Below are 15,676 nucleotides of genomic sequence, written 5' to 3'. Positions count from 1 at the left end.
GAAGCAGCTGGAAATTTAGACAAGTAATTAAGCGAAATGTGAATGGGCCACTACACGATGGCTCCACCAACTTTAAAACTGAAAGATGATGACCCGCCCTAAAGCAGCAAAATGGCTCTTAGTTGGCACATACCAATAAGAGCCGTTTTCGTTATTGCCCTGCTGTATTATACGATCTTCCAATGCTCCCAAATAAGCTTGCAAAATCAAATAAGTCATTTGGTAAAATATTCCACGTGAAACATTGCGAAACCTGGAGAAAAACCACTGCCTTGCGGGAAAACCATCCCCTACATTTCACAGAAGCAAGATTTCCCAAAAAATTATAGGTTTTTCTCCAACGCAACACTAAAATCTTTACGGGGCCGGTACCCCACCAGGCGATTTATTTCCTGGCCTGCTTTAAAAATCAATATGGTCGGAATACTCATCACATTGTACTGGCTGGCCAGTTCCGCCTGCTCGTCAATATTAACCTTTGCAATGACGGCTTTCCCCTCATATTCCTCAGCTACCGCTTCTATTTCAGGCGCAACCATCTTACACGGACCACACCAGGAAGCCCAAAAATCAACTAATACCGGTTTGTCGGCAGCAATTGTCTGTGTAAATTCTGCCGGACTTGAAATGTTTATCACACTCACCTGCCATACCTCCCTATAATCCCATCAAGTTTATTATCTAAAAAAGGCTTTCATTAACACGGTAAAACAAAAACAATTATAATTAGAATTATATAGAATATTCTTCCAAAAGTCAATTGAGTTCCCACTGTGAGGACCTGACGTGCTTTACTTTTCCAGGATAATTTACTATGATAAAGGTAAATATTTTCGGGAGGTAGACCCATGGATTTCAAAGAAACGCTGTATAGCCGACGTTCTGTGCGTAAGTATACCGGTCATCTGGTGGATAAAAAAATAATCGAGGAACTATGCACTGCTGCGACCCAGGCTCCCAGTGCCACCAACGCCCAACCTTGGTGCTTTGGCGTAATTCAGGACCAAAACCTACTGTCCGCCTATTCCCAGCAAGTCAAGGCACATCTTATCGGTAAGATGGAAGAACTTCCTTCACTGCAGAAATATCATGCCCTGTTATCACGCGATGATTATGATATATTTTATGGTGCCGGCACACTTCTGCTTGTTTATGCCAAACCAGCCAGTCCGTTTGCTGTCACAGATTGCTGTCTGGCGGCGCAAAATGTGATGCTGGCGGCCCACAGCCTGGGTCTGGGAACCTGTTGGATTGGTTTTGCCCAGGAATTCCTGCAGCAGCCTCCTATCAAGCAAGAGCTAGGCATCCCGGAAACTTATGTTATGGTTGCACCACTGATTGTAGGCTATCCGGCCAGCGAGCAAGAACCGGTCGTAAAACATGCACCGGAAATAGTCTTCTGGAAATAACAATAACATGGCCGTTGTACGATAGGCTGCATGCAGCTTATCGTACAACGGCCATGAGCATTATGAGTCATCAATAAGCCGAGTTCTGTTCCGCTCGCGCGGCGACGATTATTTATCTAGGCTGTCAGTTGCCTGACAGCTCAAGCGACGCAACCCGGAAGGCTCAGCGGGCAGCTTCATCCCTTCCCTATTCGGTCTTGCTCCAAGTGGGGTTTACCTAGCCAATCAGTCACCTGATTGCTGGTGCGCTCTTACCGCACCGTTCCATCCTTACCTGGAAAATACCAGGCGGTCTACATTTCTGTGGCACTTTCCCTGAGGTCACCCTCGCTGGACGTTATCCAGCACCCTGCCCTACGGAGCTCGGACTTTCCTCAAATACGCCCTAGTGCTCCATCAACTCTGAAACTACAATTTCTTCACGGAGATTTTTTCGTAAGGCTTCGTTGTCGTCGGTTTACCTATGTTCAATAGGTGCACCTCCTCCGCCTTGCCTTACGAAAAAATCTCCGCAAATTTAATTTGCAGTTTTAAAATTGGCGGAACACTAGCGCATTCGCAATCGTCTTTTTGACTCATAACAACCGGATTATTATGTTATCAGTTATTTTACTTTGTGTCAAGCCTCAATAAAAATCAAACACATCTTTGGAACAACCAGTCCCTGACTCAATCTCGACGAACCATTTATTTTCTGTGGCACACCGTGTTAAATAGGCCGCTAAATCAGCAACTATAGGCTGTTCCGTCGCATAATGACCGGCATCAATAACCGTTAGGCCTGCCGCAATCGCTGCCTGAGCTTCATGATATTTTACATCGCCAGTTACTAATACATCCGCTCCTTCAGCAACTGCCTGGGCAATCAGTCCGGCCCCACTGCCGCCGCAAACAGCCACTTTACCGACCATACCTTCATGTTGACCGGCCACTTTCACAAAAGAAACCTCCAATGCCTGTTTAAGCAAGCAAATAAATTCCATCATACTGACCTTGTGGGACAAATCGCCAATGCGGCCCATTCCCAGCGGCACTCCCGGATTGAGCAGCCCATACAGATCATAAGCTACTTCTTCATAAGGGTGAGCCCGAAGCATCGCCGTAAGCACCCGGCTCTTGATCGCTTCCGGCAAAACAGTTTCCAGGCGGACTTCATCCACCCTTTCTAGTTGACCGGCCTTACCAATATATGGATCTGTTCCTTCTAACGGCAAAAAGGTACCTGTTCCTGCTGTTTGAAAGGAACAATGACTGTATTGTCCTATATGACCGGCTCCGGCGTCAGCCATGGCGGTTCGCACTTCTTCCACATGATTCTGCGGCACGTAGGCCACTAGTTTTAAAAGCTGCCCGGTTTGCTGAACAGCAAGAGGTTTTACGTTTTGGAGCGCTATTTTTTGGGCCAGACTGTCATTTACACCGCCTGCAGCAATATCCAGATTGGTATGTGCCGCAAATACCGCAATTTCGTTCTGCAGCAGTTTGGCCAGCATAACTCCTTCCGGTTTATCGGTACGGATACTTCTCAAGGAATGAAAAATGAGCGGATGGTGAGCAATAATCATATCAATATGATTGGCTGCCGCATAATCGATGACTGACAACGTCACATCCAAAACAACCAATATCTTTTTTATCTTTTGGGAGGGGCTACCTACCAGTAACCCTACATTGTCCCACTTCTCAGCCAGTTGAGCGGGAGCAAGACTATAAAGAGTATCCATAATCGCCTGACACTTCACAGACATGTACGCCACGCCTCCAACTCTTCTATTTTTTTTACAAGCCGCTGACAGCGTTCGGCGGCCTCCGTTGTTTTACTTAATTTCAGATTTTCAACTATTTTTTTATATTGTTTTATAATCTGCGTCATATGATATTCCAGCAGCGGGTGCTTTTGCCTCCACAAAACCGGTCCGATCTCATACAAAAGAGAATTCATGGCAGGCATCTCACCCGGCTCGGCCGCAATAATTTCATAAAGAATATCATCTTCTACAATCAGCTCTTCCTCGCAAATGGCCCACCGATGCTTCGTCAGCCATTGACGCATTAGCGCGGCGCCGATCATCGGCTGCACCACCAGGCGTTTAGCCGCTTGCACAACCGCCGGACAGGCATTAAGAATATCGGTCATGGTGGTTGCCCCCATTCCGGCAATCACTATGGTTTCCACTTCGCCAGGCTGTAAAACAGCTAAACCATCACCCAGCCGCAAGGAAATGCTCGACTGCAGCGAAGCCCGCTGTATCATATCTTGAGCAGCCAGATAAGGCCCCTGATTGACTTCGCCAGCTATGGCATGAGTAGCCACGCCATGCTCAACAAGATAAATGGGCAAATAAGCATGGTCCGTACCAATATCGGCTACCCCGGCTCCCGGTATAACCAACTTCGCGATGGCGGAGAGCCTCTTACTTAACGGCATATCCCATCACCTCTCCTTTTTAGTATATAACAAAATCCCGCTTTGCATAATTGACTTTTATCATAAATTAAAAAATGCAAAGCTTGTGCTTTGCATGTAAGTTCGTGTGGTGGGCGATGACAGGATCGAACTGCCGACATCCTGCTTGTAAGGCAGGCGCTCTCCCATCTGAGCTAATCGCCCGTATATTTGGTGACCCGTGGGGGAATCGAACCCCCGATACCGCCGTGAAAGGGCGGTGTCTTAACCGCTTGACCAACGGGCCATATAATATAAATCAGTTGGTGGGCCCACCTGGGATCGAACCAGGGACCAGCCGGTTATGAGCCGGCTGCTCTACCGCTGAGCTATAGGCCCATAAAAACAGGATTTCCAAAGAAATCCTGTTTACTGTAACAAAAATGGCTCCTCGAGTAGGACTCGAACCTACGACCGATCGGTTAACAGCCGATTGCTCTACCAACTGAGCTATCGAGGAATGTCACCAACGAAATATATTATATACTAGTATTATAAGTTGGTCAATATTTATTTTTCCTTAAAGGCTTATTTTATTCTAAAAAGTCTTTTAGTTTCTTACTCCGGCTCGGATGTCGCAGTTTTCGGAGCGCTTTGGCTTCAATCTGACGGATACGTTCCCTAGTAACACCAAAATGTTGTCCTACTTCTTCCAAAGTACGCGCCCGGCCGTCGTCCAGGCCGAATCTCAATCGCAAGACTTTTTCCTCCCGCGGGGTTAATGTCTCCAGAACTTCCTCCAATTGCTCTTTTAAAAGCATGAACGAAGCGGCCTCCGCCGGCGCCGGTGCATCCTGATCCTCAATGAAATCCCCCAAATGAGAGTCTTCTTCTTCCCCAATCGGGGTTTCCAAGGATACCGGTTCCTGGGCAATTTTCATAATCTCCCGCACCCGGTCAACACTGATCTCCATTTCACGGGCAATTTCCTCGGGCAATGGTTCACGCCCCAACTCCTGTAGAAGCTGGCGGGATACCCGGATCAGTTTATTAATTGTTTCCACCATATGGACCGGAATCCGGATTGTCCGGGCCTGATCGGCTATCGCCCTGGTAATTGCCTGCCGAATCCACCAAGTTGCGTAGGTACTAAATTTATAGCCTTTATTATAATCAAATTTCTCAACCGCTTTAATAAGCCCCAGGTTACCCTCCTGAATTAAATCCAGGAAAAGCATCCCCCTGCCCACATAGCGCTTGGCAATACTGACAACCAAACGCAAATTGGCTTCAGCCAGCCGGCGCTTAGCTTCCTCATCACCGTTCTCCATCCGTTGGGCCAGTTTAATTTCCTCATCAGCATTTAAGAGCGGGACACGGCCGATTTCTTTGAGATACATTCTCACAGGATCATCAATACTGATTCCTTCCGGAATGCTTAGGTCAATATCCACCTCTTCCGGCGTTACCTCTTCCATCTCTGAAATATCTGGTTCCCCTATGCTTTCTACATCTGGAATTTCATCGACAATCTCAATACCCTTGCTGGAAAAAACTTCATACATATCATCAATTTCGTCGGGAGATAAATCATCGCCTTGGAGAGTGTCCATTATTTCAGCATAGGTCAGAACACCGCCACGTTGTTTTCCTTTATGCAATAATTCATTAACATGCTCATTAGATACATTAGGTACATTCTTTTTCTCTGTCATTCTTACTCCCCCCCTCCATTGACAATACAATTAGGCAAGCACTTACTATGACTGGTGCAATTTAGTAATTTCATCATTAATTCGCTGACTTTCCGCCAATTCCTGCAGAAAGCTACTATCCCCCATACGATGTAATTCATCAGCACGCAGCCGATGTTCTTCATATAATTTTTTCAGACTGAACAGACGGATCTTCTTTATGCAGTCATCAACCATTTGTGTCATATTGGTTAATTGTATATCCATTAGCATAATGTGAGAAAATTCCAGGGCCGCCTCTTCTCCGAGAGTTTCCTGAAAACTGATATCTGTAATATTTTTCTCCATATTATACGCATTGCATATTGATTTCATTATTTTTTTTCTGCGTTCATCCTGAATATCTTCCGGTGTCAATTGTACTTCAATATATGGTATAATCGACATATCCTCACACATAAAGCGTATAATAGTTTTTTCAGCCTGCTCCGTGGGACTGACCTGCCGATTTTTCAAATAAACCGCACTACTATCCTTTCCCACATTTACAATTCTATCCTTTTTTTCAATATTTAAATATTTACGCAGTTCACTGCGAATAGAATTTTCATCAATGGACAACGCCTCGGATGTTTGCGTAATGTACTCATTTATCTCAACCGCATTGTCAAGCGAGGCTAAAACAGGAATCATTTTACTGACCACTGCCACCTTGCCTTCTAGCGTAGAATAATCTATGGTTTGTAAAGAGTTGCGCAAACTATACTCCACAAGCGAAAGACTCTCGGTAATAAGCAGTTTAAAAGCATCGGCCCCATGTTTTCTGATATATTCATCAGGATCTTTGCCATCGGGAATTGCTATCACTTTAATAGTTATGCCCAATTTTTTAGCGATTTCCAACGCTCTGAGCGTAGCATTCTGTCCGGCTGCATCACTGTCATAGGCAAACACAATTTCATGAACCGATCGCAGGCTTTTTGCCTGTTCCAGGGTAAACGCCGTCCCTAACGACGCCACCGTGTTTTTTACACCGGCTGAATGAGCCGCAATAACATCCATGTAACCTTCTACAACGATGGCCTGTCCTGTCTCCCGGATAAATTTATCTGCCAGATTAAGCCCGAATAAAATATGCCGCTTATTAAAGATTAGCGTCTCCGGCGAATTAAGATATTTAGGCTGGCTATCATCAAGCACTCTTCCGCCAAAACCGACAACACGACCACGCAAATCACAGATAGGAAACATAATCCGGTTGCGAAACCTGTCATAAGCGCCTTCACCGGAATTTCTCTCAGCAGCCAAACCAGCCTTAATCATGGTCTCAAGCTGAATACCTCTTGTGGAAAGCCCGTTCACCAGCTTATCCCACGCCGGCGGAGCGAATCCTAGACCAAATTGCTTGACCGCTTCCTGTGTAATTCCCCGGCGCTCCAGGTATTTCCTTGCTCCTTCAGCAAAATTTGTTTTCGTAAGACAGGCATAAAAAAAATCCCTGGCTAATTCATTGGCACGGAACAAAGTAGCCCTTTCCCGCTCAAGCTGGCGCTCCTTTTCTGTCTTTTCCTTCTCTGGCACCGGAATATTAAGTTTATTAGCCAGCAGCTTTACCGCTTCCGGAAAAACCATGTTTTCCATCTTCATTAAAAAGGTAAAGACATTACCGCCTGATTGACAGCCAAAACAATAGAAAAAACCTTTATCAGGAGTGACAGAAAAAGACGGAGACTTTTCATTATGAAACGGACAGCATCCCCAATAATTTTTCCCTTTCTTTTTCAAGGGTACATATTGGGAGATAATACTGACAATATCGCTCTCCGCACGCAGCCTCTCAACAAAATCCTCATAATCCTTATCTTTCATACTAATCCAATCACCTTTGGGTTGCCTGCTTTACTTATACAATTCTTGGCATTAAGTATATACATTAGACAATTATTTATACACCAAAAGCCATGATTAAGGTATATACTCCGGCAACCTTGCCAATAGATGTATACATTCGCGCCTTTATCTAATTTTCCTGCTTAATCAAACCATTGTATAAAGCATAAGTAGACATACTCTGAGTTTATTCTACATAATTTGCTACAGTCCTGCTATGAAGCTAATACTTCTGACAGCTTAGCTTATTTTTTATAGTATTCAATAAATAATTTAAATATCCTCTCAATCAAGTGCAAAAGTATGTTAAAATTAAAGTTTCTCCCAGGGCATGTTTGCAAACTATTCGGAACAGTCCCTGACGGCACTGTTTTCACCATGAAACGTTAGTTGCAAAATACGTCCCGGCCATCTGTCTATTCTGAAATCCTAATAACTTCATGGTACTTTCCCATATGCTGTCGCCGGCTTACTTATGTCTGCTAGGCGCGCCTCCGCTACCCCAAATTCCCGTGAATTCTTTTACGCTTCAAATAAGACGAAGTACTAACGAATTTGCCAATTAGCCGGAATAAATAATTTCTCAAACAGATGAATGGCGTATACGTCGGTTAATCCGGCAATATAGTCAGCAACGGTTGTCTCCAAACCCCAACGATCCCGTCGCTGCAAATATTCATCAGGTAATGCCGAAGGCCTAGCAACAAAGTATTCATATAGCTTCTGAATCACATAACGGGCTTTTTTACGGTCCGGTTCCAACTCAGCCGAATGATAGATCTTTTCAAACATAAACTCTCGTAATTCATTCATGGCCTCTTCAATAGCCGGTGACAGGCGGATTTCTGTCAGATTGGCAGAAGCCTCAAGCATATCGGCAACCATAACTGTAATCATATCGGATGGATGTGTTCCCATACATTTTGCCACCCGAGCCGGGAGATCTGTCTTTTTAATCATTCCGGCCCGGATGCCGTCATCATAATCGTGACAGAGATAGGCAATACGATCTCCCTTCCGGACGATGCTCCCTTCCAAGGTAAACGGCTTATGCTCACCGGTATGATTGAGAATGCCATCTTTTACTGCCGCCGTTAAATTCAAACCTTTTCCATTCTTCTCCAAATACTCTACTACCCGCAAACTTTGTTCATTATGATTATAATGTCCGATTAGATCTCTTAATGCATATTCACCGGCATGACCAAACGGTGTATGTCCTACATCATGACCTAAAGCAATAGCCTCGATTAAATCTTCATTAAGGCGCAGCCCACGGGCGATGGTCCTTGAAATTTGGGAAACCTCCAAACTGTGGGTCATACGCATGCGATAGTGATCGCCAGGCGAAAAATACACCTGGGTCTTATGTTTTAGGCGACGAAACGCCTTACTGTGTATAATTCTGTCACGATCACGCTGAAATGCCGTGCGAAACGGACATGGCTCTTCTTCCTTTTGCCTCACAGCCGTTTTACTTTTACTGGCTGCCGCCGCCAAGTAGATATACTCCTGTTCTTCTATCCGTTCACGTATATTCATAAAAATCCTCCTCACCAAAATATAACCTATCAATTGGTTTTTCCATCATTTGGCTGTGGAAAAATGACAAAGCAACTCCGCTACATTCAGAAATCTGTTATAATAAATAGTGAAGAAAGGCGGGATCATTAGTGAAAAAAAAGATTTCCATCGTATTTCTCTTACTTACTCTCCTATTTACCAGCACTGTCTTTGCTGCCATGCCGACAATACGGGCAGACCATCAATATTTTGATATTACTTCAGGCTTGCAGGTATTGAGCGGCAATGTTTATATTGAACATAAAAACCGTGTGGTAACGGCCGGCGAAGCCAGAACAAACTACGTAGAAGTCTGGGCTTCTGGTGGAGTAACCTTTACCCAAGACGACATATATTTTACCGGCAGCACCGTATATGTCTCTTTTCCCAAAAATTTAGCCCAAATCAGCGGCGGCATCAGCTTTTCCCGTTCCGGGCTGCAGATTACGGCTAACCAGGTCGATTTCAATTGGAAGACCAAAGTGGCTGACTTCAGCGGCAATGTCCAGGTTACCCAAGACGGCAACAGTTGGTCGGCAGATACGGCAAGTTACAATGTAATAACCAACAGCTTCCTATAAGTAATTATTTATAAGGTAAGAAAAACCTGTACAGTTGTACAGGTTTTTCTTATTTATTTTATTCATTTACTCATAAAGTAATTTTGCTAAAATCAGCCACTGTATGCGACAGTTCCAGCACAGCCTTTAATAAGGCAAGACGGTTGTTCCTCACCGGCAGATCGTCTACCATAACCATAACTTCGCTAAAAAAAGCATCTATCGGTGCAATCAAGCCAAATAATGAGGTCAAGGCTTCGTCATACCGCTTGGTGCCGGCAGCAGACAATACCTTCTCCCGGACTGCACCATAGGTTTGATACAGGGCTTGTTCCGCCGGATTGGCAAACAGAGACGGGCTTATCGCTAAGTTGATGGTATCCGCGATATTTTTAGTTAAATTAGCGATACGGGTAAACGCCTGAGCCGCAAGCTGCAGTTCACCGCCCCCCGCGTTAGCGGCAACGGCATTAGCTTTAAGCCAGGTATTATAAATATCATCCGTACCACTAGTCAATACCGAATCAATTAAATCATAACGGATACCGGCATCAGCCAGCACATTTTTAATACGCAGGCGGAAGAAATCCTGCACCTCGGCAGTCAACTTTTCCCGTTTGGCTCCGTCGGTAATTTGTAATAAGTTCAGCGTATCTTCCAAGAGCTCTTGCAGTGACAAGTGATAAGTTCCGTCAATCAGGATATGGACAATCCCCAGTGACTGGCGGCGCAAAGCATACGGATCTTGAGAGCCTGTCGGAATCAAGCCGCGGCTAAAAGTGGCTACGATATTATCCATTTTATCGGCAATGCTGACAATGCGGCCGGCATCACTTTGCGGTAGTTCATCACCGGAAAAACGGGGAAGGTAATGTTCATAAATTGCTTGAGCTACAGGCGGTTTTTCACCATTTAGAAGAGCATATTGGCGCCCCATGATGCCCTGCAGTTCGGTAAACTCATACACCATGCCTGTGACCAAATCAGCCTTGGCTAACAACGCACTTCTTTCCACAATTGCACAGGTATTACTGTCTTGACCAAGCTTACCGGCAATTTGACCAGCTAAACGCTGAACCCGTAAGGTCTTATCATATAACGTTCCCAAACCATCCTGAAACACGATCGTTTTCAATCGGCCTACCCGGTTGGCTAGTGTCACTTTCTGATCCTCTTCAAAGAAGAATTTGGCATCATCCAGTCTGGCCCTTAGTACCCGTTCATTGCCGTGCTGAACAATCTCCAAATGATCTGCGTTGCCGTTGCGTACCGTAATAAAGACCGGCAGCAACGATTTATCCTTGGCTCTGACCGGAAAATACCGTTGATGTTCCCGCATCGGCGTTACAATGGCTTCCGCCGGCAAAGCCAGATAGGCTTTATCGAAGGTACCACAAAGAGCAGTAGGATACTCTACCAAGAACACAACTTCTTCCAATAACTCTTCATCAATCTCAGCCGTTCCGCCATGACTTACGGCCAGCTTTTCCACCTGTTCACGAATAACCCTGCGGCGTTCCTCCTGATCAACCATAACAAAATGATCAGCCAGTTTTTTAAAATAATCATCAACCGAATCAACCGTTATTGCCCCGGAACTCAGGAAACGATGGCCAAACGTATAGTTGCTGCTTACTACATCCGTAATAGTCAGCGGAATGCACTCCGTACCGCAGAGCGCCAACAACCAGCGAATCGGTCGGACAAAACGGATATCATGATCGCCCCAGCGCATAGTCTTGGGAAAGTTCAGACTCTGAATCAGTGAAAGCAGCATTTCTGGTATCAGCTCAGCTACCGACCGGCCTTTTTCATTAATCACCGCATATACATAGCCTTCCCTGGTAACTAAACTATTCACATCAACACCCTGTCCACGGGCAAAACCCTGCGCAGCCTTGGTGGGCTGCCCCTGCGCGTCAAAGGCAATTTTCAGCGATGGCCCTTTGTTTTCCGTCTGCCAATCTTTCTGCTGCTCTGCCAGTTCACGAATGACAAGCGCTATTCTGCGCGGTGTGCCGAATGTCCGCACTTCGCTATAAGCGATGCGTAATTTCTCCAGTCTATCTTTGGCAATTTTCTCAAATTGCGCCAAAATGTCCGGCATAAATCTGGCTGGGATTTCTTCAGTTCCAATTTCCAACAATAAATCTTTAGGCATTATTCTTTCCTCCCTTAAGCAGCGGATACCCCAGTTTTTCCCTTTGAGTCAAATAAGCCTGCGCACAGAGCCGGGCCATGTTGCGAACCCGGCCAATGAAGCCGGTACGCTCACTCACGCTGATCGCCCCTCGCGCATCCAGTAAGTTAAAGGTATGAGAACACTTCAAGACATAATCGTAGGCCGGAAGGACAAAACCGCTGTCTAACACGCGTAAAGCCTCTTTTTCATACAGATCAAACAATTGGAACAAGAGGTTGGTATCAGCCAATTCAAAGTTGTAATGAGAATGCTCCACTTCATTCCGATGAAAAACATCACCATAGGTAATGCCATCCACCCATTCAATATCAAACACATTTTCTTTTCCCTGAATGTACATGGACAGCCGTTCTAAACCATACGTAATTTCAACCGATACAGGCTTAACATCAATACTTCCCACCTGTTGAAAATAAGTAAACTGAGTAATTTCCATGCCATCCAGCCATACTTCCCAACCTAATCCCCAGGCGCCCAGCGTAGGAGATTCCCAATTGTCCTCCACAAAGCGAATATCGTGCTTAGCCGGGTCAATACCCAGACGGGACAAACTTTCCAAATAAAGTTCCTGTATATTGTCGGGTGACGGCTTCATAATCACCTGAAATTGGTGATGCTGAAACAAGCGATTGGGATTATCGCCATACCGGCCGTCAGTAGGCCGTCTGGACGGCTCCACGTAAGCAACGTTCCAAGGCTCCGGCCCTAAAGCCCGCAAAAAAGTCGCCGGGTTCATTGTTCCCGCCCCTTTTTCTACATCATAAGGCTGTTGTAAAATACATTTCTGCTCCGCCCAGAAATTCTGTAAAGTTAAGATGATTTCCTGAAATGTCATATATTCCCCTCCTGTAATTTTTCCTTAAATAAAATAAAAGACAAAAATAAAAAAAATCCGCGTCCCCAGTAACAATCTGTTACCAGGGACGAGATTTTTATCATCCCGCGGTTCCACCCTGCTTGGCAAGTGCCCACTTTAAAATATTACGGCTTCTACTCTACCGCTATAAAACCATCGCAGTATTTCCGTCCGCAGCTCCAAAACGCCTTCACCTGACCATACCCCGGGCTTGCACCATCCCCGGCTCGCTAAAACGCAGGCTACTCTTTTTCTTCATTGCCGTATTTTACTATACAATATACCAAATAAGCCAGGCAATGTCAATTTAATCTTACGCAATAAACTCTTATTCTTCGTGATCGTTCTTATCGTTGCGAATAACTTCAATGGTGCAGCGCTTAAACACGGCAACCAAAACACCTAACGCGGCCAGTTGCGGTAGAAAAACAGCGCCAAGCGCACCTAAGCCGACAGGAATATCCACCAAGGTCTTATCCTCATGCTTTACCCGAATGCTATTGACATTTCCTTCATGAATCAGTTCTTTCACCTTATCAATCACTTCTGAGGATCGGACGGAAAACTCCTCCGTCCAGTTCGTCTGTTTTTCGCTTTCCAGCGCAATCAAGGCCTCAACGACATTGCCCCGCGCTTGTTCCAGTGCTTCCTTGGCCTCACGATAAGAAACACCAGTTCTGCTCCGTATAGCGTCAATCTTTTCCAGAGTAATTTCTTCCATTATGTGTTCCTCCAGATTTTTATTCTTATAATACCCGCCGCCGTGAAACCTATACCATTTAATAACTTTGTCATCCTTCTACTGTCTTAAACTGACAAGGTACTAGCAGAGCGGGAACGGTTAACGGCGTGTAATTGTCGGATAAAGCCCAGGGATTTCAGTGGCTTATCCAGACAGTACAGTAAATATTTCACCAGAACCGCCTCAGCCTGCACCAAAGCAGCCCCTGTAACCGAAAAGTCTTCAGGCTGTTTAAAATCCAGTTCCAGCAAGGTATTGATCAGTTCAACCGCCGGTTTATCAAGCTGAAGCTCCCGGGAAGAGCAGACAGAGCAGGCTGCCCCGCCGGCGCCGGCATCAAAAAAGGCCGGATATTGAAGAGCTTGTCCACAGGCAACACATACCTGCCATTCCGGAACATAGCCACTGATCTCCACGATTTTCCAGGCAGCGGCCAAGGCCACAATTCTTGGATTCCTGGTTCTCATCAGCGAAAACGCATCCAACAGAATATCAAAAAGCAGAGGCTCCGGCTGCCGTTCCGGGCAAAGTTCAATGACCAGTTCTGTTAGAAAAGACGCATAGGACATGGAAGTAAGCTCTTCACGAACCGGACGGAAGTGATTTTTCACTTCGCATTGCTTAATTACTTCCATACCGGTGCCCGATTGGAGCTGCAAATCCAAATAAGCAAACGGCTGAATGCTTCCGGCCAGACGATTGCTGGGCCGCCTGGCGCCATAAGCGACGGCTGTCAGCTTTCCCTGTTCTTTTGAAAATAACGTAACCAGCCTGTCGGCATCCCGCCAATCGCGTACCGCCAACAAAACGGCTTCCACTGGATAGATCATATGCTTTAAACTACTTCCACTCTGTTAGTATGAATTGCTTCTTTTAAAAAGGGCTGGCCGGCGAAAGAATCGCACTCCTTACACGAACGGTAAGCTAGATATGCTCCGATATGTCCGGTAGTTAAAAAGATTTCCCACATGACTTCTCGTAATAACATGTACTATCATCCCTTCGTATAGTTATTGGCTTATTAACTCATCGTCATCCACAGAAGGCCCCGGCAATTGTTTTGCCTTCACTCTTACTATGCGAAATCCATTAACTTTTAATACTTCAAAGACATAGGCACCAATATTTACTGTATCACCGATTTCCGGCTTGCGGCCTAACAGGCCGAAAATATACCCGCCGATCGTATCTTCCTCGTGGTCTTCCAATTCGATATGCAAAATATCCGTAACATCATCAAGAAGCACCCGTCCGTCAAACTCGTAACTGCCTTCTTCCAGCCGTTGAATTTCCACATCGACAATTTCATCGTGTTCATCCTGGATATCGCCGACAATTTCTTCAATGACGTCTTCCAATGCCACCAAGCCTGCCGTCCCGCCATACTCATCGGCTACCACCGCAAGATGGATTCGTTTCCGCCGCATGACCTGCAAAAGTTTTGCTACCGACATTCCTTCCGGGACGACCAGAATCTCCCGCATGATGGTCTTCAAATCTTTATTTTCAGAATTGCATAGATCAAAATCCATCAAATCTCTTAAATGAACCATACCGATCACATGGTCTTTATCCTCAATGCAAAGCGGAAACCGCGTATGGCTGGCTTCCCGGACTACCCGCAGATTCTCTTCGTAAGAATCATCAACAAACAGGCACACCATATCCTGGCGCGGAATCATAACTTCCCGGGCCAGACGGTCGGCAAAATCAAACACATTGTCAATCAGTTCGCTTTCCATTTGATCTAGTACACCGCCACGGTGGCTGGCGCTTACCAGCATGCGCAGTTCTTCTTCCGAATGGGTCAATTCAGCCTCTTTCGCGGCTTTAATCCCCAGGATGGCCAAAAATGCCTGCGCTGCCTGATTGAACAGTAAAATAACAGGATACCCGATTTTATGAAAAATATATAAGGGCCACACAGAAAATAAAGCGACTTCCTCAGTCTTTTGAATAGCCAGTGATTTGGGCACCAATTCGCCCAATACAATATGCAGAAAGGTAATAAATATAAACCCAAGAGCCACACTGACGGTGGACGCCAGCCAATAATAATTGTCCGGCAGAATGTCGTTAAACAGAGACACCAGCAATGACGCCACGGCAGGTTCCCCCAGCCAGCCTAGAGCCAGCGAAGCCAAAGTAATCCCCAACTGAGTGGCGCCCAGGTAGGTGTCAAAGCCCGACACCACCTTCAGAGCCAAAGCAGCCCGGCTATTGCCCTGATGAGCCAGTTCCTCCAAGCGGGTCTTTCTTACTTTTACCAGCGAAAATTCAGCAATAACAAAAAAACCATTCAGAAAAACCAATAACAAAGCCAATATTATTTTTACCGTACTATATAAAGGCGAATCGATAGCGCATCCTCTC

14 protein-coding genes, 4 tRNA genes and 1 other RNA gene are annotated in these 15,676 nt (G+C 45.5%); 2 read left to right on the top strand and 17 right to left on the bottom strand.

The window, feature by feature from the left end:
- Nucleotides 1-323: 323 nt before the first annotated feature.
- Entirely contained in the window at nucleotides 324-644 is a 321-nt protein-coding gene (trxA, locus tag F3H20_RS01200) for a thioredoxin (protein WP_149733158.1), read from the bottom strand.
- 204 nt (nucleotides 645-848) lie between these two features.
- Between trxA and F3H20_RS01195 the strand changes: the two genes are divergently transcribed.
- On the top strand, nucleotides 849-1,409 hold the full coding sequence (locus F3H20_RS01195; protein ID WP_149733157.1) for a nitroreductase family protein: 561 nt from the start codon (nucleotides 849-851) through the stop codon (nucleotides 1,407-1,409).
- A 58-nt stretch (nucleotides 1,410-1,467) separates the two neighbouring features.
- Here F3H20_RS01195 and rnpB read toward each other — a convergent pair.
- The 10 genes from rnpB to F3H20_RS01145 form a co-directional block, all read right to left on the bottom strand.
- Nucleotides 1,468-1,806, bottom strand: an RNA gene (gene rnpB, locus F3H20_RS01190) — RNase P RNA component class A.
- A 229-nt stretch (nucleotides 1,807-2,035) separates the two neighbouring features.
- On the bottom strand, nucleotides 2,036-3,157 hold the full coding sequence (locus F3H20_RS01185) for a Nif3-like dinuclear metal center hexameric protein (protein WP_149733156.1): 1,122 nt from the start codon (nucleotides 3,155-3,157) through the stop codon (nucleotides 2,036-2,038).
- Nucleotides 3,148-3,837 carry a tRNA (adenine(22)-N(1))-methyltransferase gene (locus tag F3H20_RS01180; protein ID WP_149733155.1) on the bottom strand — a complete coding sequence of 230 codons (690 nt, stop codon included), beginning with the start codon at nucleotides 3,835-3,837 and terminating at the stop codon, nucleotides 3,148-3,150. Before F3H20_RS01180 ends, F3H20_RS01185 begins: the two co-directional genes overlap by 10 nt.
- A 107-nt stretch (nucleotides 3,838-3,944) precedes the next feature.
- Nucleotides 3,945-4,020: transfer RNA gene (locus tag F3H20_RS01175), tRNA-Val, on the bottom strand.
- 7 nt (nucleotides 4,021-4,027) lie between these two features.
- A tRNA-Glu gene (locus F3H20_RS01170) sits at nucleotides 4,028-4,102 on the bottom strand.
- A gap of 17 nt (nucleotides 4,103-4,119) precedes the next feature.
- Nucleotides 4,120-4,194 (bottom strand) — tRNA-Ile (locus tag F3H20_RS01165).
- A gap of 45 nt (nucleotides 4,195-4,239) precedes the next feature.
- A tRNA-Asn gene (locus tag F3H20_RS01160) sits at nucleotides 4,240-4,315 on the bottom strand.
- A 73-nt stretch (nucleotides 4,316-4,388) separates the two neighbouring features.
- Nucleotides 4,389-5,510: an RNA polymerase sigma factor RpoD gene (gene rpoD / locus F3H20_RS01155; protein ID WP_091743517.1), complete on the bottom strand. Its 1,122-nt coding sequence runs from the start codon at nucleotides 5,508-5,510 to the stop codon at nucleotides 4,389-4,391.
- 45 nt (nucleotides 5,511-5,555) lie between these two features.
- Entirely contained in the window at nucleotides 5,556-7,358 is a 1,803-nt protein-coding gene (dnaG, locus tag F3H20_RS01150; protein ID WP_149733154.1) for a DNA primase, read from the bottom strand.
- A gap of 567 nt (nucleotides 7,359-7,925) precedes the next feature.
- The gene (locus F3H20_RS01145) at nucleotides 7,926-8,921 is read right to left on the bottom strand and encodes a deoxyguanosinetriphosphate triphosphohydrolase (RefSeq protein WP_149733153.1); all 996 of its coding nucleotides are present in this window, start codon (nucleotides 8,919-8,921) and stop codon (nucleotides 7,926-7,928) included.
- Nucleotides 8,922-9,052: 131 nt separating this feature from the next.
- Between F3H20_RS01145 and F3H20_RS01140 the strand changes: the two genes are divergently transcribed.
- The gene (locus tag F3H20_RS01140) at nucleotides 9,053-9,523 is read left to right on the top strand and encodes an organic solvent tolerance protein OstA (protein WP_091743520.1); all 471 of its coding nucleotides are present in this window, start codon (nucleotides 9,053-9,055) and stop codon (nucleotides 9,521-9,523) included.
- Between the two features lie 70 nt (nucleotides 9,524-9,593).
- Here F3H20_RS01140 and glyS read toward each other — a convergent pair whose 3' ends face one another.
- The 6 genes from glyS to F3H20_RS01115 form a co-directional block, all read right to left on the bottom strand.
- A complete protein-coding gene (gene glyS / locus F3H20_RS01135; protein WP_149733152.1) occupies nucleotides 9,594-11,663 on the bottom strand; it encodes a glycine--tRNA ligase subunit beta in 2,070 nt (689 codons plus the stop codon).
- Nucleotides 11,656-12,540, bottom strand: coding sequence for a glycine--tRNA ligase subunit alpha (gene glyQ, locus F3H20_RS01130; protein WP_149733151.1), 885 nt, complete (start codon nucleotides 12,538-12,540; stop codon nucleotides 11,656-11,658). Before glyQ ends, glyS begins: the two co-directional genes overlap by 8 nt.
- 349 nt (nucleotides 12,541-12,889) lie before the next feature.
- Nucleotides 12,890-13,282, bottom strand: a complete 393-nt coding sequence (locus F3H20_RS01125; RefSeq protein WP_149733150.1) for a DUF4342 domain-containing protein — start codon at nucleotides 13,280-13,282, stop codon at nucleotides 12,890-12,892.
- An 86-nt stretch (nucleotides 13,283-13,368) separates the two neighbouring features.
- The gene (gene recO, locus F3H20_RS01120) at nucleotides 13,369-14,133 is read right to left on the bottom strand and encodes a DNA repair protein RecO (RefSeq protein WP_149733149.1); all 765 of its coding nucleotides are present in this window, start codon (nucleotides 14,131-14,133) and stop codon (nucleotides 13,369-13,371) included.
- Between the two features lie 5 nt (nucleotides 14,134-14,138).
- On the bottom strand, nucleotides 14,139-14,291 hold the full coding sequence (locus F3H20_RS19795; protein WP_188128160.1) for a hypothetical protein: 153 nt from the start codon (nucleotides 14,289-14,291) through the stop codon (nucleotides 14,139-14,141).
- A 22-nt stretch (nucleotides 14,292-14,313) separates the two neighbouring features.
- Nucleotides 14,314-15,627: a hemolysin family protein gene (locus F3H20_RS01115; protein WP_262501585.1), complete on the bottom strand. Its 1,314-nt coding sequence runs from the start codon at nucleotides 15,625-15,627 to the stop codon at nucleotides 14,314-14,316.
- Nucleotides 15,628-15,676: the final 49 nt, after the last annotated feature.

It is taken from the genome of Propionispora hippei DSM 15287, assembly GCF_900141835.1.
Taxonomy (GTDB): Bacteria; Bacillota; Negativicutes; order Propionisporales; family Propionisporaceae; genus Propionispora; species Propionispora hippei.
Note: the sequence above shows the minus strand (reverse complement) of the source record. Positions and strands in the feature narration are given on the sequence as shown.